Origin of the sequence: Nonomuraea maritima, from assembly GCF_900100395.1 — a bacterium.
Lineage (GTDB): Bacteria > Actinomycetota > Actinomycetes > Streptosporangiales > Streptosporangiaceae > Nonomuraea > Nonomuraea maritima.
In genome coordinates this window covers 59,757-77,571 of sequence record NZ_FNFB01000036.1, presented here as the reverse complement: position 1 = coordinate 77,571, position 17,815 = coordinate 59,757, and the positions used below count along the sequence as shown (strand labels likewise).

The 17,815-nt window shown below is 71.6% G+C and carries 16 protein-coding genes; 6 read left to right on the top strand and 10 right to left on the bottom strand.

Annotated features, from left to right (window positions below; all coding sequences use genetic code 11):
- The 4 genes from BLR04_RS42900 to BLR04_RS35025 all read right to left on the bottom strand — a co-directional run.
- On the bottom strand, positions 1-60 hold a 60-nt coding region (locus tag BLR04_RS42900; RefSeq protein WP_425413467.1), incomplete at its 3' end, for a helix-turn-helix domain-containing protein.
- Between the two features lie 330 nt (positions 61-390).
- Positions 391-1,158: an arsenate reductase/protein-tyrosine-phosphatase family protein gene (locus BLR04_RS42510; RefSeq protein WP_090773471.1), complete on the bottom strand. Its 768-nt coding sequence runs from the start codon at positions 1,156-1,158 to the stop codon at positions 391-393.
- Positions 1,159-1,334: 176 nt separating this feature from the next.
- On the bottom strand, positions 1,335-1,847 hold the full coding sequence (locus BLR04_RS35030) for a P-loop NTPase family protein (protein WP_218129286.1): 513 nt from the start codon (positions 1,845-1,847) through the stop codon (positions 1,335-1,337).
- Positions 1,848-2,111: 264 nt separating this feature from the next.
- Positions 2,112-2,687, bottom strand: a complete 576-nt coding sequence (locus tag BLR04_RS35025) for a GNAT family N-acetyltransferase (RefSeq protein WP_090773470.1) — start codon at positions 2,685-2,687, stop codon at positions 2,112-2,114.
- Positions 2,688-3,241: 554 nt separating this feature from the next.
- Between BLR04_RS35025 and BLR04_RS35020 the strand changes: the two genes are divergently transcribed.
- A complete protein-coding gene (locus BLR04_RS35020; protein ID WP_245740870.1) occupies positions 3,242-3,931 on the top strand; it encodes a phosphotransferase in 690 nt (229 codons plus the stop codon).
- Here the strand turns inward: BLR04_RS35020 and BLR04_RS35015 are convergent.
- The 3 genes from BLR04_RS35015 to BLR04_RS35005 form a co-directional block, all read right to left on the bottom strand.
- Entirely contained in the window at positions 3,900-4,796 is an 897-nt protein-coding gene (locus BLR04_RS35015; RefSeq protein WP_090773468.1) for a carbohydrate ABC transporter permease, read from the bottom strand. The genes BLR04_RS35020 and BLR04_RS35015 overlap by 32 nt on opposite strands.
- A 2-nt stretch (positions 4,797-4,798) precedes the next feature.
- Positions 4,799-5,644: a carbohydrate ABC transporter permease gene (locus BLR04_RS35010; RefSeq protein ID WP_090773478.1), complete on the bottom strand. Its 846-nt coding sequence runs from the start codon at positions 5,642-5,644 to the stop codon at positions 4,799-4,801.
- 74 nt (positions 5,645-5,718) lie between these two features.
- On the bottom strand, positions 5,719-6,885 hold the full coding sequence (locus tag BLR04_RS35005) for an extracellular solute-binding protein (RefSeq protein ID WP_245740869.1): 1,167 nt from the start codon (positions 6,883-6,885) through the stop codon (positions 5,719-5,721).
- 557 nt (positions 6,886-7,442) lie between these two features.
- Here BLR04_RS35005 and BLR04_RS35000 point away from each other — a divergent pair.
- The 5 genes from BLR04_RS35000 (at position 7,443) to BLR04_RS34980 (ending at position 14,954) form a co-directional block, all read left to right on the top strand.
- Positions 7,443-9,884, top strand: a complete 2,442-nt coding sequence (locus tag BLR04_RS35000) for a beta-xylosidase/alpha-l-arabinosidase (RefSeq protein WP_090773466.1) — start codon at positions 7,443-7,445, stop codon at positions 9,882-9,884.
- Positions 9,868-10,893 carry a LacI family DNA-binding transcriptional regulator gene (locus BLR04_RS34995; RefSeq protein WP_090773465.1) on the top strand — a complete coding sequence of 342 codons (1,026 nt, stop codon included), beginning with the start codon at positions 9,868-9,870 and terminating at the stop codon, positions 10,891-10,893. Before BLR04_RS35000 ends, BLR04_RS34995 begins: the two co-directional genes overlap by 17 nt.
- Positions 10,894-10,924: 31 nt before the next feature.
- On the top strand, positions 10,925-12,001 hold the full coding sequence (locus tag BLR04_RS34990; protein ID WP_218129285.1) for an FAD-dependent oxidoreductase: 1,077 nt from the start codon (positions 10,925-10,927) through the stop codon (positions 11,999-12,001).
- 104 nt (positions 12,002-12,105) lie between these two features.
- Positions 12,106-13,839, top strand: coding sequence for a serine/threonine-protein kinase (locus BLR04_RS34985; RefSeq protein ID WP_090773464.1), 1,734 nt, complete (start codon positions 12,106-12,108; stop codon positions 13,837-13,839).
- Between the two features lie 113 nt (positions 13,840-13,952).
- Entirely contained in the window at positions 13,953-14,954 is a 1,002-nt protein-coding gene (locus BLR04_RS34980) for a coiled-coil domain-containing protein (protein WP_245740867.1), read from the top strand.
- A gap of 25 nt (positions 14,955-14,979) precedes the next feature.
- On the opposite strand, the gene BLR04_RS34975 is transcribed toward BLR04_RS34980, so the two are convergent.
- From BLR04_RS34975 to BLR04_RS34965, 3 genes are read right to left on the bottom strand one after another with little or no spacing between them, the layout of a single operon-like run.
- Positions 14,980-15,861: an NAD(P)H-binding protein gene (locus BLR04_RS34975; protein ID WP_090773463.1), complete on the bottom strand. Its 882-nt coding sequence runs from the start codon at positions 15,859-15,861 to the stop codon at positions 14,980-14,982.
- 36 nt (positions 15,862-15,897) lie between these two features.
- Positions 15,898-16,827 (bottom strand): helix-turn-helix domain-containing protein, encoded by a 930-nt coding sequence (locus BLR04_RS34970; protein WP_218129284.1) that lies wholly within the window; start codon positions 16,825-16,827, stop codon positions 15,898-15,900.
- Positions 16,824-17,726 carry an MBL fold metallo-hydrolase gene (locus BLR04_RS34965; RefSeq protein WP_090773461.1) on the bottom strand — a complete coding sequence of 301 codons (903 nt, stop codon included), beginning with the start codon at positions 17,724-17,726 and terminating at the stop codon, positions 16,824-16,826. Before BLR04_RS34965 ends, BLR04_RS34970 begins: the two co-directional genes overlap by 4 nt.
- Between the last annotated feature and the right edge of the window lie 89 nt (positions 17,727-17,815).

Here is a 17,815-nt window from a genome sequence, read left to right as displayed (position 1 = left end):
GGCCAGCGCTGCGCGCTGACCCGGCGTCGGGTAGAGGCGGAAGTTGTACCGGAGCTGCATGGTAATAAGTGTACCCTTCGATCTATGGATGTTCGCATGGGTATTCGAGAAACCAGGGAACGACTCGGTGACCGAGTCAACGCCGCCCACTATCTTGGTGAGGCCACCATCGTCGAGCGAAACGGCACACCATACGCGGTCCTGGTTCCCTACGAGTGGTGGACCAGCCGGCAAGACCATCCCGACACCTCTGAGTGACGCCGGTTCGCCCAGCGGCGAATCGGCGAATCTTGCTCCGCTACGCGGGAGGGTCCGCTTCACCCCCGGCTTGAAGGCCGGAGCACTGCGGACGAACCTGGTAGCGGACGCCGGCCACCTGGTCGGTTGTCGTCATGGCTGGGCCTTTCCGTGTGGAGCGGGGAACAGGATGGGGTGCAGGTGCCGGACGCGGGTGTCGATGTCCGTGGCGGTACGGTCGAACGCGGGGTATCCGCCCCCGTCGGCGTCAGGGTCGGGGATGCTCCAGTGCAGGCGTCGGGGGTGGTCGTCGAACTCGGGGCAGGCCTCGCGGACCTTGTCGCACAGGCTGATCACGTAGTCGAAGCGGCGGCCGGTCATCGTGCCGAGGTGGCGTGGACGCTGGTCGGTGAGGTCGATGCCGTAGTGCTGACGCAGTACGCGTACGGCGTGGGGGTGCAGGCGCGGTCTGGGGTGGCTGCCCGCGCTGGCGACCTCGACGCGGCCGCCGGCGCGGTGACGCAGCAGGGCCTCGGCGATGGGGGAGCGGGCGCTGTTACCGGTGCACATGAACAGCACGGAGGGTGTTTCCGATGCGGGAGCCTCTTCCGGCTCGGCGCGGAGCAGGCGCAGGGCGGGATGCAGGGCGGCGCCGGCATCGGCCAGCGCGTCGGCGCAGCGGTCGAGGTCGAGATGGTAGTAGCTGTCGCGGCCGTCGAAGCTGCTGCGGCGGGCGGTGACCAGCTTGCTGGAACGCAGCAGCCTCAGGTGGTAGGAGACCAGATTCTGCGGCTCGCCGACCAGGTCCACGAGCTCCCGTACGCGCAGGTCGCTGCGCGCCAGCTCGCTCAGCAGCCGCCAGCGCACCGCGTGGGCGGCCAGCCGGACGAACGGCGGTGGGGCGGTTCGATCGGACGCCATGCCTCGGACGATACATCAAACTGGTTTGATGGGATAGCTGCTCGATCCTGTGCTGACACACCGGGCGAGCCGTGTATCGCGTCGGCCGTGTTCGAGTCGTTCGGCGCAGTCGCCGCCGAACGCACGGGTGGACGGGCCCGTCGCGCGGGCGTGCTCGGCGGCGACGGTGGGGCGGGTCAGCGGCCGGCGGCCACCTGCCGCAGCCAGCGGCGCGTATGGGCGCGACCGGTCAGGAACACCACGCGCTTGCCGGCGGCGAATTCGTCGATCTTCGCCAGCACTTGGGGTCGCATGCGGCGCCGGTACGTCGCCACGTAGGAGATGAAGCCCCAGTGGAGGTGGTTGTACACGCCGGCGCTGTGCTGGCCCGGGCCGTGCCGCAGCCGGCGGGAGACGATGCCCCACAGGGCCGCTCGGGTGGGCACGTCCATCATCACGACGGTGTCGCACGCCTGCAGCCGGATGGGCAGCGAGCTGTTGTGGTTGCCGTCGATCACCCAGCGTGGTTCCGCGACGAGGTCGCGCTGCACCGCCTCGAAGGCGTCCTTCGGCAGCGGGTTCCACTCGTCGTCGTAGTACACGGCGTCGAGATGGACGACCGGCGCCCCCAGCAGGCGGCCGAGCTCCCGGGCGAGATGAGATTTACCGCTCCCGCCACACCCGACAACGGCGACGCGGTCCATCTCCATGCTGCCCGACGATAGCCGCGCCGCCTCCCCCGGAGGGTGTCTGAATGCCTCTCCGTGCCGAAGACAGCGTTGAGGCAGGCAGGGGGCGGCGGGTCCTCACCGGTCAAGGGGCGCCAGCGATCCCTGGGCCGACGACCCTTCGGGCCGCCCCTGCAGGGTCGCTACGCGAACCGCGCGCTTCATGGTCTTGACCAGCAGCTCCCGGATTTTGAGCGGCCGCGTGATCTTCGTCCCGGCGAGGGCTCCCGAGCGTCTCCGCCGTGATCACTCGCGTGCGGACCATTCCTCGGCCAGGAGCGCGTAGGAGAGACCGTCGAGCCATCCCTTGGTCCGATGGAGTGAATCTCTCACCGTGTGCTGCTCGCGGCGCATCCCGACCCGCTCCATCAGCCGCCACGAGGGTTCGTTGTCGTAGAAGCAGTCCGCGTGCAGGCGGCGCAGGCCAAGACTCTTGAAGGAGATGTCGATGAGGGCGCGTACGGCTTCGGTGGCGTAGCCCTTGCCGCCGTAGGCGGGTTCGAGCGTCCACCCAAGCTCTCCTTGGACGCTTTTCGCCTGGTCAGCGACCTCTTCCTGGGCCCAACCGTCCTGGACCCTCAGTGTCAGGTCGCCGATCACCCGGCCGTCCAGTTCGATGATGAGCAGGTCTGCGAGCCGCTCCTCGCGGAGGAAACGCTTGCGGTAGTCGTCGTAGGTCTCTGTGGCGGCCGCGACCCATTCGTGAGTCTCCGGCAGTCGCCGGTAGGCCCAGGTCGCGTCCAGGTCGTCGGGGGCAGCCCGCCGCAACAGCAGCCGCTCGGTGGAAATCGGCCAGTCCAGCGTGTCAAGAGGGTGACGCATGGGCCCTCATCCTGACAGCGGGCTGTGGCGATACACAAACGGATTACTGCGGGCGATAACCCCAGCTGGGCCTCCGCAACGCAGGGGCGGGGTGTGTGAGGGGACGCGGTGTGGGGCAGGTGGGCCGTCCGGCCAGGAAGACGGGTTTGTGGGGGTTGTGCGGCGAATCGAGGGAAAAGGGTGCGCGTAGTGGTGGCGTGGCATGCTGGCCGGCGGAGTGACCCCTCGCGTACATGCGCCCAGGGCCTGCGTTACCGCATCAGCCAACGGGGACGCCCGTCTGACGTGTGTGAAGGGACGTTGGTTGCGTCCCCCCTTTCTCTTGAAGGGACCTCAGCGCCAGACGGCGGTGGAGCTGTGGGGAGGTGCCGGCGTGCGGGCGGCCCGGCTACGTGCGCCCGGTGTCGGCTGGGTACGGCCGAGTGCTGTGTGGGGCCGGAATCTTGGTGAGGAGTGCGGTGGGTGGCGAAGAGGTGTTGGCGGGGGGCGGGGTCAACGTCGTCGTGAGGGTCGGGGGCACCGTGCGGCGGCCTGTCGGGGCGTGGACGCCGGCCGTGCATGCGCTTCTGCGTCACCTGGAGGCGGCCGGGTTCGGTGGTGCGCCCCGCTGCCACGGCGTCGACGAGCACGGGCGGGAGGTCCTCGACTACGTGCCGGGGACGACCGCCGACCATCCGCTGCCCGGCTGGGCCCGCACCGACGACGCGCTGACGGCCGCGGCCCGGCTGCTGCGCGACTACCACGACGCCACCGCCGGGTTCGTCACGTCGCCCGGCGCCGAGTGGTACTTCCCGCCGGTCAGCCCGGCCGAGGTGATCTGCCACGGCGACGTGGCCACGTACAACTGCGTGTTCCGCGAGGGGCGGCCGGTCGCGTTCATCGACTTCGACACCGCACACCCCGGGCCCAGGATCTGGGACGTCGCCTACGCCGCCTACCGGTTCGTGCCGCTGGGCGTCCCGGGCCAGGAGGGCGCGCCGCCGGTGGGGGAGCAGCGGCGGCGGCTGAGGCTCTTCGCCGACGCGTACGGGCTGGGCGACGACGACAGGAAGGCGCTGGTGGAGACGGCGCGCGCCCGGCTCGACCACCTGATCCGCCACATGCGCGAGCGGGCCGCCGCGGGCGACGAGGCGTTCGGCGCGCACCTCGCCCGCGGCGACGACCGCATTTACCTGGCCGGCATCGAGCACCTGACCAGGTACGAGGCCGAACTCACTTGCCGAAGCCCGCGGTCAGACCGCTGAGCAGCTGCCGGCGGCCCACGATGTAGATGGCCAGGATGGGCAGCGTCGTCAGCACGACCGAGGCGAGCACGGCCGGGACGTTGATGCTGTACTGCCCCTGGAACGACCACAGCGCGAGCGGCAAGGTCCGCTTGTCGGGGCTCTGGGTGAGGATCAGCGGCAGCAGGAATCCGTTCCAGATGTTCAGCGCGTTGTACACCGAGACCGTCACGACCGCCGGGCGGGTCAGCGGGAACGCCAGCCGCCACAGCATCTTCGTCTCGGTGGCGCCGTCGATGCGCATCGAGTCGAAGAGCTCCTTCGGCACGTCGCGCAGGAAGTTGGACAGCACCAGCACCGACAGCGGGATCGAGAACGCGATCGACGGCAGCACCATGCCCAGCAACGTGTCGTACAGACCCAGCCGGATGATGATCAGGTAGATCGGGATGACCGTCGCCTGCAGCGGAATGGCCAGGCCCATGAGGAACAGCGAGTTCGTGTACCGCAGGAACCGGCTGCCGCGGCCCCGCACGATCGCGTACGACGCCATGAAGGACGCCAGCACCGCCGGGATGACCGCGCCGAGCGTGACGATCAGGCTGTTCACGAAGTACAGCACGAAGTCGGCCTCGATGACCATCACGTAGTTGGCCAGCGTCGGCTCACCCGGCGGGACGAGCGGGTTCTCCAGGTAGTAGTTGCTCTGCGTCTTGAAGCTCGTGATGACGATCCAGTAGATCGGCACGATCACGATCGCGAGCCAGATCCAGCTGGTGATGCCCGCCAGCCAGTTGGGCCGCCGGCTGGTCGGCCGGTTGCGGTGTCGCCCGGCCGGGGCCGGGAGGGTCTCCCTGGGGCCGCTGGTGATAGTGGTGGTCGCCATGGTCACATCCCATCCAGCTGGCTGTGGCCGGCGTCGCGCCCGCCGAGCCGGCGCAGGAACAGCGCCAGGGCGAGACCCACGAAGACGAGGATGACCGCGATCGCGCTCGCCGGACCCATCAGGTTCGCCTGGAACCCGCGCTTGTACATGTCGAGGGCGAGCACCCGCGTCGCGTCACCTGGCCCGCCGGCGGTCAGCACGAAGATCAGGTCGAAGAAGGTCAGCGAACCCGCGACCATGAGCGTCGACGACGTGATGATCGTGTACTTGAGCTGCGGCAGCGTGATGCTGAAGAACGTGCGCACCCGGCCCGCGCCGTCGAGCTCGGCGGCCTCGTACATCGAGCGCGGGATCTGCCGTACGCCGCCCTGGTAGATCAGCGAGTGGAACGGGATGAACTGCCAGGACACCACGAAGATCACCACGCCGAAGGCCAGCAGGGGCTCGCCCAGCCAGTCCTGCGTGAGCAGCGGCAGCTTCAGCCCGGCGCCGAGCCCGAAGTTCGGGTCGAGCAGCGCCTTGTACGTGATCGCGATGGCCGCGGAGCTCAGCAGCAGCGGGATGAAGTACAGCACCGACAGCACCGCGCGGTAACGCTGCTGCCCGGCCAGGAACACGCCGAGCAGGATGCTCGCGGGGGTCTGCACCGCCCAGGACGCCGCCATCACGAGGAAGGTCACCCACAGGGCGTGCGGCAGGCCGGGGTCGGACAGCACGGCACGCCAGGCGTCGAACCCGGCGAAGTTGATGTCGCCGAGACCGTCCCAGGAGGTGAAGCTGAGGACGAGGACCCCGATCAGCGGGATCACGGCGAAGCCGGCGAAGAAGACGAGGGCCGGGAGGGCCATCCAGGAGAGCGAGCCGCCACGGCCCCTGTCGTCGCCGGACTTCGCGGAGGCCGTGGCGGAGGTCGCTACCGCGCTCACTTGCCGATGACCGCGTTCATGTTCTCGGTGAACTGCTGCGGCGAGATCGACAGCTGGAACAGCTTGGCGATGTTGTCGAGCAGCACCTCGGCCGCGGTCGGGCTGAGCGCCTGGTCCCAGGACTGGGCGAACGTCTTCGCGTTGGCGGCGATGCCGTAGGCGAAGTTGAGGAAGTCGGCGTCGGGGCTGCCGGTGAACTGCTTGTCGGCGCCGTTGACGATCGGCACCGCGCCGGTCTCCACCCACTCCTTGACGGCCTGGTCGCCCATCAGCTCGGTGGTGAAGAACTTCTTGGCGATCTCCTTCTGCTCGGGCGTGGCCTTGGAGGAGATGGAGATGTACTGGCCGGGGTTGCCGACCGTGTTGCTCGGGTCGCCCGTGCCGCCGTCGATCGGCGGGAAGTTCATGTAGCCGAGGTTGCCGCCGGGGACGAAGTCGCCGCCGTCCTGCTTCATGCCGCCGTACGTCCAGCCGCCGTGCAGCATCATCGCGGCCTTGCCGGTGTAGAGCAGCGCCTGGTCGGCGTTGGAGTCGGCGGTGATGGACGAGAAGCCCTTGATGAAGCCGTCGGCCTTGATGAGGTCCTGCATCTTGGTGAGGGCGTCGATGGCGATGGGGTTGGACCAGGCGTCCTTCTCACCGTCGAAGACGGCCTGGAACACCTCGGGGCCGCCCATGCGGTCGAAGAGGAACTCCAGCCACATCATGTTGGTCCAGCGGGACTGGCCGCCGAGCGAGAACGGCGCGATGCCCGCGGCGTTGAACTTGGGCACCAGGGCCATGATGTCGCCCCACGACTGCGGCGGCTCGGCCTTGATCTTCTCGAAGGCCCGCTTGTCGTAGTAGAGGACGATCGGCTGCATCGTCTCGCACGGCATCGCGTAGATCTTGCCGTCGATGGTCGCCGCGCCGAACGACGAGGGGAACAGCCGGTCCTTCAGCGCCGTGTTCTCGTCGAAGAACGAGGTGAGGTCGTCGACCTGGCCCGCCTGCACGTAGCTGCGCAGCGTGCCGCCGCCCCAGCCCCAGATGAGCGTGGGGGCCTGGCCGGCGCCGATGGCCGTCTTGATCTTGGTCTTGAAGGCGTCGTTCTGGAAGGTGGTACCCGTGATCTTGCCGTTCGGGTTCGCCTTGTTGAACCGCTCGATGGTGCGGGTGCGCACACCCTCCTGTGGCTGGGTCGACAGGTACCAGTAGGTGGCGCTACCGGCACCACCGCCACCCGTGCCACCGCCACCGCCGCCGGCCCCGGCCTGGGTAGGCCCGGAGCTGCCGCAGGCAGCGAGCGCTGCTCCCATGGGCAGGCCCATGGAGAGACTGAGGAATGTGCGGCGAGACGTTGTCCTGGACTCCACGCTGATCTCCGTACTCGAGTGCCGCGGGCTGGGGTTCGCGGCTCGTTGATCATCGGATGTGGTGGCCGGCGGCCGTGGCCCTGGCATGACGCCGAGGCCCTGCTCGTGTCCTCCTGATGTCAGATCACCGAAACATTTTCGGTAAGACCGAGTGGCTCGCCAATCTAGGTTTATGCCATAGGTGTGTCAAGACCCGCTGTGCCCTGATGCTGCTGGATATCGGGCGGGTCACGTGTAATGTACTTTCGCGCGGGCCTTGCGGCGGAGGCGTCGGCGACGAGAGGATCCGCGCGATGGTCGGTCCTCGACGTCGAAACATTTCGAAACTACCGACAGCACCCGCACTTCCTAAGGAGAGCACGTACATGACGGCCCTAGATCGGACCCCACCGGCAGACTCCGCCCTGCGCCCGTGGCAGGATCCGGGCCGGCCCGTGGCCGACCGAGTCGAGGCGCTCCTTAGGGAGTTGACGCTGGAGGAGAAGATCGGCCAGCTCGGCAGCCGGTGGGTCGGCAACGACATGAAGGAGACCGAACCGGAGCCCGGCGCCGAGCCGCTCAACGTCGCGCCGATGCAGGACGTCTTCGCCGCCTCCGGCACCGTGCCCCTCGAGGAGGCGGCCCGCCACGGCCTCGGCCACCTCACCCGCGTCTACGGCAGCGCCCCGGTGACGCCCGCCGAGGGCGCCGCCGAGGTCGTCCGGATGCAGCGGACCGTCATCGAGCGGTCGCGGCTGGGCATCCCCGCGATCGTCCACGAGGAGTGCCTGACGGGCTTCACCGCCTACGGCGCCACGGTCTACCCGGCGGCCATCGCCTGGGCGGCCACGTTCGACCCCGGCCTGGTCGAGCGGATGGCCGCCGCCATCGGCCGCGACATGCGCGCGCTCGGCGTGCACCAGGGGCTCTCGCCGGTGCTCGACGTGGTGCGCGACTACCGGTGGGGCCGGGTCGAGGAGACCATGGGCGAGGACCCGTACCTCGTCGCCATGCTCGGCGCCGCGTACGTCCGCGGCCTGGAGAACGCCGGGATCATCGCCACCCTCAAGCACTTCGCCGGCTACTCCGCCTCCCGCGCCGCCCGCAACCACGGCCCCGTGGCGATGGGCCGCCGCGAGCTGATGGACATGATCCTGCCCCCGTTCGAGACGGCGATCGCCCTCGGCGGGGCGCGTTCGGTCATGAACTCCTACTCCGACGTCGACGGCGTGCCCGCCGCGTCGGACCCGTGGCTGCTCACCGAGGTGCTGCGCGAGCAGTGGGGCTTCGACGGCACGGTGGTCTCCGACTACTGGGCGGTGCCGTTCCTCGCCACCATGCACCGCGTGGCCGCCGACCCGGCCGAGGCCGGCGCGCAGGCGCTCGCCGCCGGCATCGACGTCGAGCTGCCCGACACCCTCGGCTACGGCCCGCACCTGGCCGAACGTGTCCGCGCCGGCGAGCTGCCCGAGGCGCTGATCGACCGCGCCGCCCGCCGCCTGCTCACCCAGAAGGTGCAGATGGGGCTGCTCGACCCCGACTGGACGCCCGAGAGCTCCGTCGCCGAGGCAGACGCCGTCGACCTCGACTCGCCCGACAACCGGGCCCTCGCCCGCGAGCTGGCCGAGCGTTCGATCATCCTGCTCGACGCCGGCACCGCGCTGCCGCTGGCCGGCGAGGGCCGTGAGGCGCCCCGCCGGGTCGCTGTCGTCGGGCCGGGCGCCCACGACCCCCGTACGTTCATGGGCTGCTACGCCTTCCCCAACCACGTCCTGCCCCGCCACCCCGGCCTGGGCCTCGGCATCGAGGCGCCCAGCGTGCTCGACGCGCTGCGCGCGGAACTCCCGGAGGCGGAGATCCGCTACGAGAAGGGCTGCGAGGTGCGCGGCGACGACCGCTCCGGCTTCCAGGACGCGCTCGCCGCCGCCCGCGACGCCGACGTGTGCGTGGCCGTGGTGGGCGACCTCGCGGGCCTGTTCGGGCAGGGCACCTCGGGCGAGGGCTGTGACGCCGAGGACCTGCGGCTGCCCGGCGTCCAGGCCGACCTGCTGGCCGAGCTCGCCGCCACCGGCACGCCCGTCGTCGTGGTCGTCGTCTCCGGTCGTCCGTACGCGCTGGGCGAGGTGCACGCGAGCGCCGCCGCGCTCGTGCAGGCGTTCATGCCGGGCGAGGAGGGCGGCGCGGCCATCGCCGGCGTGCTGTCCGGACGGGTCCAGCCCGCGGGCCGCCTGCCCGTGCAGATCCCGCGCTCCCACGGCGGGCAGCCGGGCACCTACCTGCAGCCGCCGCTGGGCACCGACAGCCACGGCATCAGCAACCTCGACCCGACCCCGCTCTTCCCGTTCGGCTACGGCTCCTCCTACACCACGTTCGAGGTCGGCGACCTGCGGCTGAGCGACACGAAGGTGCCCACCGACGGCGAGTTCACCGTGTCCGTCACCGTCCGCAACACCGGTGGCCGCGCGGGCGAGGAGGTCGTCCAGCTCTACCTGCACGACGTGCTCGCGCAGGTCACCAGGCCGGTGAAGCAGCTCGCCGGGTTCGCCAGGGTCAGCCTGGAGCCGGGGCGGAGCGCGCGGGTCAGCTTCTCGGTGCACACCGACCGCACCGCGTTCACCGGCCGCGACCTGCGGCGCGTCGTCGAGCCCGGCGACGTCGAGGTGCTCGTCGGCACGTCCGCGGCCAACCTGCCGTGCACGGGCGTCGTCCGGCTGACCGGCCAGGCGCGGCACGTCGGCCACGACCGGCGGCTGGTCACCCCCGCGGACGTCCAACCGGTGGGCGACGCTGTCGGGCGGCGAGGGGGTGACGATGCCGGCCACTCCTAGGAGGGCCACTCTGGCCACCGTGGCCGCGTCGGCCGGCGTGTCGGTGGCCACGGTCTCCAAGGTGCTGAACGGCCGCAGCGACGTCTCGCCCGCCACCCGCTCGCTCGTGCAGGCGGTGCTGCGCCAGCACGACTACGTGGCGCCGGCGCCACGCCGCGAGTCGCCGGGGGCGGCCACGGTGGAGTTGCAGTTCGACGCCGACCTGAACGCCTACTCCATGGAGATCGTCCAGGGCGCGGTGGCGGCCGGGGCGGAGTCGGGCGTCGGCATCGTGGTCAGCGTCAGGGGCGGCGCCGAGCGCACCACGGCCTGGGCCCGGGCGCTCGTCGCCGCCGGCCGCCGCGCGCTCATCGCGGTGACCAGCGAGATGACCGCCAGGCAGCCCGCCGCCCTCGCCAGGGCGCGCCTGCCGCTGGTGCTCATCGACCCGCTCAACCTGCCGCGCACCCGCGTGACCAGCGTGGGGTCGACCAACTTCGCGGGCGGCCTGGCGGCGACCCACCACCTGCTCTCCCTCGGTCACCGGCGCGTCGCCTACGTCGGTGGCCCGGCCACGGCGGGCTGCAACCAGGCGCGCCTGCACGGCTACCGCGCCGCCATGGAGGCGGAGGGCGCGCTGGTGCTGCCCGGCTACGTGCGCTCGGGCCACTTCCGCTACCGCTCCGGGCTGGCGGGCGGCGCGGCCGTCCTCGACCTGCCCCGGCCGCCGACGGCCATCTTCGCGGGCAGCGACGAGATGGCCATCGGCATCATGGAGGCCGCGCGGGCGCGCGGACTGCGCATCCCCGAGGACCTCAGCATCGTCGGTTTCGACGACACCCAGATCGCCCGGCTGACCTCGCCGCCGCTGACGACCGTCCGCCAGCCGCTGCGCGAGATGGGCGGCGTCGCCCTGCGCACCGCGCTGCGCCTCGCGGCGGGCGAGCGGGTCGACTCCCATCACGTGGAGCTCGCCACCGAGCTCGTGGTACGCGGCTCGACGGCCCTCGTCCCCGAGAGCAGGGCCTGACCAGCGGGGAAGAGACGGCCCATGGCGGTGGTTGACGGTCAGCGTGGAGGACACCGACGTCGTGGTGATCGGAGCAGGACAGGCGGGCCTGTCCAGCGCCTACTTCCTGCGCCGCTTCGGGTTCGAGCCGGTCGTGCTGGACGCCTACGACGGGCCGGGCGGGGCCTGGCGGCACCGTTCGCCCTCGCTCACCATGGAGAAGGTGCACGGCATCTTCGACCTGCCCGGCGCCCGCCGCGACCCCGCCGCCGACGGGCGTCGTCCGGCCGCCGAGGTGGTGCCCGTCTACTACGCGGCCTACGAGCGCGAGGTCGGGCTCGACGTGCTGCGCCCGGTACTGGTCAGAGCGGTGCGGCCGGGGCCGGGCGAGCGCCTGGCCGTCGAGTCGGACGCGGGCGGGTGGGCGGCACGGGCCGTCGTCAACGCCACCGGCACGTGGACCCGTCCCTACTGGCCGTACTACCCGGGGCGTGACGTCTTCGCCGGGCGGCAGCTGCACTACGCCGCGTACCGGGGGCCGGAGGAGTTCGCCGGGCGGCGGGTGGTGGTGGTCGGCGGCGGCGCCTCGGCGATGCACGTGCTGTCGGAGATCGCGGACGCGGCGGCGGCCACCACATGGGTGACGCGCCGCCCGCCCGTGCTGGAGGAGGAGTTCTTCGACGAGGAGGCCAGGCGCGCGGCCGTCGCCAAGGTCGAGGAACGCGTACGCGCCGGCCTGCCGCCGCAGAGCGTGGTCAGCGTGACCGGGCTGCGCTACAGCGTCGCCCTGCGCGAGGCGCTGGCCAAGGGCGCGCTGCACCGCCTGCCGATGTTCGACCGCCTGGTGCCGGACGGCGTCTCCTGGGCCTCCGGCGAGCACGTCCCCGCCGACACGGTCGTGTGGGCCACCGGCTTCCGCTCCGCCCTCGACCATCTCGCGCCGCTGCGGCTGAGGGAGCCGCAGGGCGGCATCCGCGTCGACGGCACCCAGGTGATCAGGGAGCCCCGCCTGCAGCTCGCCGGATACGGCCCGGCGGCCAGCACGATCGGGGCCAACCGCGCGGGGCGGGAGGCGGCCCGCAACGTCCGCGCGTACCTGGCCGCGCAGCCGTCCCGTCCGGCGGCCTGACGACCGGCGCTGGTTCGGTGACTCCCCAGAAAGGGCTCGACACGCCGCGTGACAGCGGCTAGCTTTCCTGACATAAGGATCTTTATCCGGTCAGGGAGGGCGGCATGGACGTTCCCGGCTACAACGAGATCCGGGAACTCGGGCACGGCGGCACCGGGCGGGTCATGCTCGCGCGACGCGACTCCGACGGTGTGCCGGTCGCGATCAAGCACCTGTCGCCTGAGCTGCGCGCCGACGAGGAGTTCGTGGCGCGGTTCCGCGCTGAGGCCGAGCTGATCCGTGAGATCGACAGCCCGCACACCGCGCGCGTCATCGACTACGTCGAGGGCGAGGACGACGCCGTCATCGTGATGGAGCTGGTCGACGGCGCCACGCTGCGGCGCATGCTGCAGAGCGAGGGCGCGACCGGGCCCGAGGCGGCGCTCCTGCTGCTGAAGGGCGCGCTGCTCGGGCTGGCCGAGGCGCACCGGCGCGGCATCGTGCACCGCGACGTCAAGCCCGAGAACGTCCTGGTCGGCCACGACGGCGACAGCAAGCTCGTCGACTTCGGCGTGTCCGCGCGCGCCGGGGAGACGGCCCCGCTCGTCGGGACGCCCGCGTACATGGCGCCCGAGCAGTGGGACAACGCCCCGGCCGGCCCGGCCTCCGACGTGTACGCCGCGACCCTGGTCTTCTACGAGTGCCTGACCGGACGGCGGTGCTTCCCCGGCGACAGCATCGCCGCGCTCGCCCTCCAGCACCGGCACGCGCCGCCCGCGATGGCGGGCATCGACGAGCGGCTGCGCCCGCTGGTCGAGCACGGCCTGGCCAAGAACCCGGCCGATCGGCCGGAGAGCGCCGAGGCGTTCCTCGCCGAACTCGAGGAAGCGGCTCTGAACGCGTACGGCGAGGCGTGGGAACCGAGCGGCCGGGCGAGGCTCGCCGCGCTCATGCTGCCGTTCGCGGCCCTGCTGCCGCAGGCGCTGCCCACGCCCGCGGGCGGCGAGGAGACCGTCACGGGCATGTTCGGGACCACGTTCGCCGCCCCCGCGGGCAAGCTCGCCGTCACCGGCGCACTGGTGGTCGCCACCGCGGCAGCGGTGGCGTCGTCGTTCGTGATCTGGAACGAGCCGCCGTGGCGCGGCACGGGCGGGAGCGCCCTGCCTCCCGCGACGCCGCCCGCCGCCGCGGCCACGCCGTCCGCGCCTCCCGCGAAGGAACCGAATACGCCGTCACCACAGCCCTCGCCGGACGAGGCCACCACCCCGGCAGAACCGGCCACGCCGTCGCCCGTCGCGCCCGTCACACCGGTCGTCACGTACGCGGGATTACCGAGCCGCGCTCCCGCGACGGCGCCGGCCAGGCCCGGGGTCAGGCCGACGACACGCGAGCCAGGCAGCGCCCCCACCCGGGCTCCCAGCCGTGCCCCCAGCCGTGCTCCCAGCCAGGCCCCGAGCAGCGTTCCCAGCAGCGTTCCCAGCAGCGCCCCCAGTGCTGCGACCACGGTTCCCGAGCCCGACCGGCCCACGAACCCGCCGGTGACCCGGCCCGCGAGTCCGCCCGCCGATCCGCCCCGCCCGCCGGGCGGTGGTGAGGAGCCGCCGCCCGCCACGCAGCCGCCGCCCCCCGCGCCCGAGCCGTCCGCGCGGCGGCGGGAGCCGCTGCTGTCGGTGTCGGTCAGCGTGTCGCTCGGCCTTCCTGTGCTGAGTGGCGAGGGCAGGGGGCTGCTGGACGCCGACCTCGGCCTCGGCCTCGGCTCCAGCCTCCTGGGGCTGGCGGTCGTGCCCGGCTCGGTGCTGCTCGGCCGGCAGATCGTGGTCCGCAGGGTACGAAAAGGCCGTCATAACGAAAAGTCGTGAATTTGCCGGTCATAGCCGTCTGATCCCCTACTATCGTGCACCGGATAGAGGGCGCCCCCAGCCCGGATACCTCCCGGCCGGAACATGCCCTGAGGCTCGGTGTGAGGAGAAGAGTGGCCGTATGGCGGGCCAGGGCCGTGCTGTCCGGACTGCCGGCGAAGCTGCTCACCCCCGTGTTGACCACCGGGCTCCTGTTCGCCGCGCTCCCCGCGCGCGCCGAACCCCGGCCGACGGTGAAGCAGCTCAAGAAGGAGCTCGCTGACCTGCAGAAGGACTCGGACAAGCTCATCACCGAGTACTACGCGAGCCGCATCGCCCACCAGGAGGCCGACAAGGCGGAGAAGGCGGCGCGCGAGAAGCTGGCCACCGCCGAGGAGACGTACGAGCACCACTCCACGAGCCTGCGCGCCATGGCCGTCGCCCAGTACACCGGCGGCGGCGAGCCGAACCCGATCACGTTCCTGGCCGGCGAGGACGAGCCGTCGGCGCGGCTCGGCCGCATGGCGCTCGTCCAGCACCTGGTCGATGTGCAGGACGCCAGGGTGCACGGCTACGCCCAGGTCATGGACGACCGCCGCAAGGCGAACGACGAGGCCACCGAGCGCGCCGAGGAGCTGGCCGACACGGTCGACGACCTGGGCGAGCGGAAGAAGAAGGCCGAGCAGCAGATCGAGAAGATCAAGGATCGGATCGACCTGCTGCACGCGGCCCCGGGGGTCAGGAACTCCGACGGCACGTGGGTGCCCGAACTGCCCGACGGGTCGGAGAACATCACGCCGCGGATGCGGCTCGTTCGCGACCTCATCGCCGACCGGTTCGGGGTGCCGTACGGGATCGGGTGTTATCGGCCGATCCAGGACGGCGGCGAGCACCCGCTCGGCCGGGCGTGCGACTTCATGCTGAGCCGCGGCGGCGCGATGCCGTCAGGCGATGAGCCGGCGCGCGGCGAGGAGATCGCCGCCTGGGCCATCAAGAACGCCAGACGGCTCGGCATCATGTACGTGATCTACCGGCAGCGGATCTGGCACGTCAGGACGGGCGCGTGGCGGCCGATGTCCGACCGCGGCGGCACCACGGCCAACCACTACGACCACCCGCACATCTCGGTCTACTGAGCCGCCCGCCGTCCGGCGGACCGTGTCAGCCGGCGACGTGGGCGAGGAACTCCTCGAAGGTCGTCGGCGTCGCGGTGTCGGCGTCACGCGACCGCGTCATGACGATCCGGCGTTCGGCGACGTCGAGGGTCATGGCGGTGGTGCCGTCGGCCATGTGGGCGGAGAAACCCGCGGCGAGGAGTCCGTCGCGCATGGTGGCGGCGTCGATCTGTTCGTAGCGGGCCTCAGGCCGTCCGAGGGCCTTGCCGATCGCGGCGGTGATCTCACCGGGGGTGAGGTCTCGCGGGCCCTGCAGTTCGAGCGTGCGGGTGGGGGCCTCGCGGCGGCCGGTGAGGAGGTCGGCGGCGACGGCCCCGATGTCGGCCGTCGCGATGGCCGGCAACGGAAGGTCCGCGGGGATGAGTCCGCGGGCGACGCCGGTGGCGCGCACCTCCTCGATCATCGGCAGCGCGTTCTCCATGAACCAGCCGGCCCGCAGGTGGGTCACCTCCACGTCGGCCAGGGTGTCGAGCGCCTCTTCGAACGGGCGCAGCCCCCACACCGGGCCACGGGCGCCGGCGTAGTTGGCGGCCCATCCGCTCAGGCTGACGATCCGCGTGAGGCCGTCGAGGCCGGCGAGTGCTGTCTGGTGAGCGCTGATGACGCGTCGCTGGTGGGCGGCGAAATCGTCGCAGCGGGGGATGATGCCGGGCGCCATCATGACGAACCCGGCGCGGGCGCCGGCGAAGGCCTCGCGGAGGCTGCCGGGGTCGCCGGTGCGGATCACTGCGGCTTCTGCGCCGCGGTCGACGTACCGCTGCAGGCGGTCGAGACTGCGGCCCAGCACCCGGATCTGTTCACCGGCGGCGAGAAGCGCCTCGGCGACGGCCGAACCGGTGTTGCTGGTGGCGGATGAGACGACGATCATGAGTTCCTCTTGCATGAGAAGGTACGGGCCGGCCGGTCAACCGGTGGCGAGGGAGCCGAGAAGCGCGAGCCGGTCGGCCGAGCGCGTGCCCGCCTGTGCCGCGCTGATGATCAGGCGTTGCCCGGGGTCGTCGGGCAGGCGGAGGATCTCCTCGTTCAGCTCGAGCGCGCCGACGACGGGGTGCTGATAGCGGCGGACGGTGTGCAGGCAGTCGCGCACCGGGTGGGCGCGCCACAGGCGCGCGAAGTCGTCACTGCCGGCGGCCAGCTCCGAGACGAGCTGGTGCAGGGCAAGGTCGTCCGGCCGCTCCGCCGTGGCCAGCCGCAGGTAGGACACCAGGTCCTCGGCCTGCCGCCCCCAGTCGGCGAACAGCGCGCGAGAGCGCGGGTCGAGAAAGACGCGCCGGGCCTGGTTCGGCGGCTGCGGCGTCCCGACGGCGGCGATCTCGTCGCCCGTCAGCCCCCACAGCGCGTATCCGAGCGGGTTGCCCGCGAGGATGTCGGTACGCCGTCCGACGAGCACGGCGGCGCTCGCGCTGTTGTCGACCAGATCACGGATGGGGCCGCGAACCCGGTCCTCGTGGCCGGTCCCCCGGACGGGCGGGAGAGCCCTGGCGAGCCGGTGAAGATGCGCTCGCTCGTCGGGCGAGAGCCTCAGCGCGCGGGCGAGCGCGTCCAGGATCGCGTCAGAGACCTGGTGGCTCTCGCCCCGTTCCAGGCGCGTGTAGTACGTCGTGCTGAGCCCGGCCAGCTCGGCGAGCTCCTCGCGCCTGAGGCCGGGTACCCGGCGCCGGTCGCCGTAGGAGGGCTGGATGCCGAGCTCCTGCGGGGTCACCGCGGCACGACGTGCCCGGAGGAACTCTCCGAGCTCCTCCGACGACGACTTGCCGGTCACCACCCCTCCATCATCCCTCGCCGCCCACCGGACGCCTCCGGCCCGACCTGCCGAGGTGAACGGGCTGGTCATGCGTCTTCCACGGGACGGTACGGCGCGGGCACCCACCGGGCCTCGCCGTCGCGGAAGGTGATCCGTCCGATGCCGGGGAAGGGAAGATGCGCGCCGCCGACCACCCATGCCCGCGTCCGGATCTCGTCCAGGACGCGTCGCCGGGCGGAGCGGGCCCCGGACCGGTCGCTGTCGATCTCCATCGCGACGTCAGGGGCGCGCAGCTGAACGGTGTGGCTGTGCATCGTGTCGCCCCACAACAGCAGGCTCTCCCCGTCGCCTTCCAGCAGGAAGCCGCTGTGGCCTGGAGTGTGCCCGTGGAGGTCGACCGCGGTCACGCCCGGCACCGGCTGCTCGCCGAAGACGAAGGTGGACAGGCGGCCGGTTGCCAGGTACGGCGCCAGGGCCTCCATGGCCCACCCGTGGATCTGTGCCTGCACGCCCCGGGCGTTCGCGGCGACGGCGTCGTCCAGCCAGTGCCGCGCCTCGAGCTCGGCCACGTGCACGGTCGCGGAGGGGAAGGCGGCGTCCCCGTCCGCGGTCACCAGGCCGAAGGCGTGGTCGGGGTGCAGGTGCGTGATGAGGACATCGTCGATGTGTTCCGGCGCGCATCCGGCGGCGCGGAGGTTGTCCAGCAGATGGCCGGTGCCCGGCCCGAGGGAGGTGCCGGCGCCGGCGTCGATCAGCACGGTGCGTCCGCCGTACCGGAAGAGGAAGGTGTTCACGGCCGTCAGAAGGTCGCCCTCCGGCGGGAGGAACCCGTCGGCCAGGAGTTCGGTGATCCGCTCCGGCGACTCACCGTGCATGTCGGCGGCGAGGATCGGGAGCGCTCCGTCGTAGACGGTGGTCACCGTGACGGCGCCGACGCTGGTGCGTGCGAACCCTGGCGCCTGGGTTGAGGTCGTCGCGGTCTTTGTCATGGGCTCAGTATTCGAGGGCCGGCCTGCCGCGTGCCTGTCCCTGGCATGGACAGGCACGCGCCGATCGGCCGGCTGAACGTCAGTAGTGT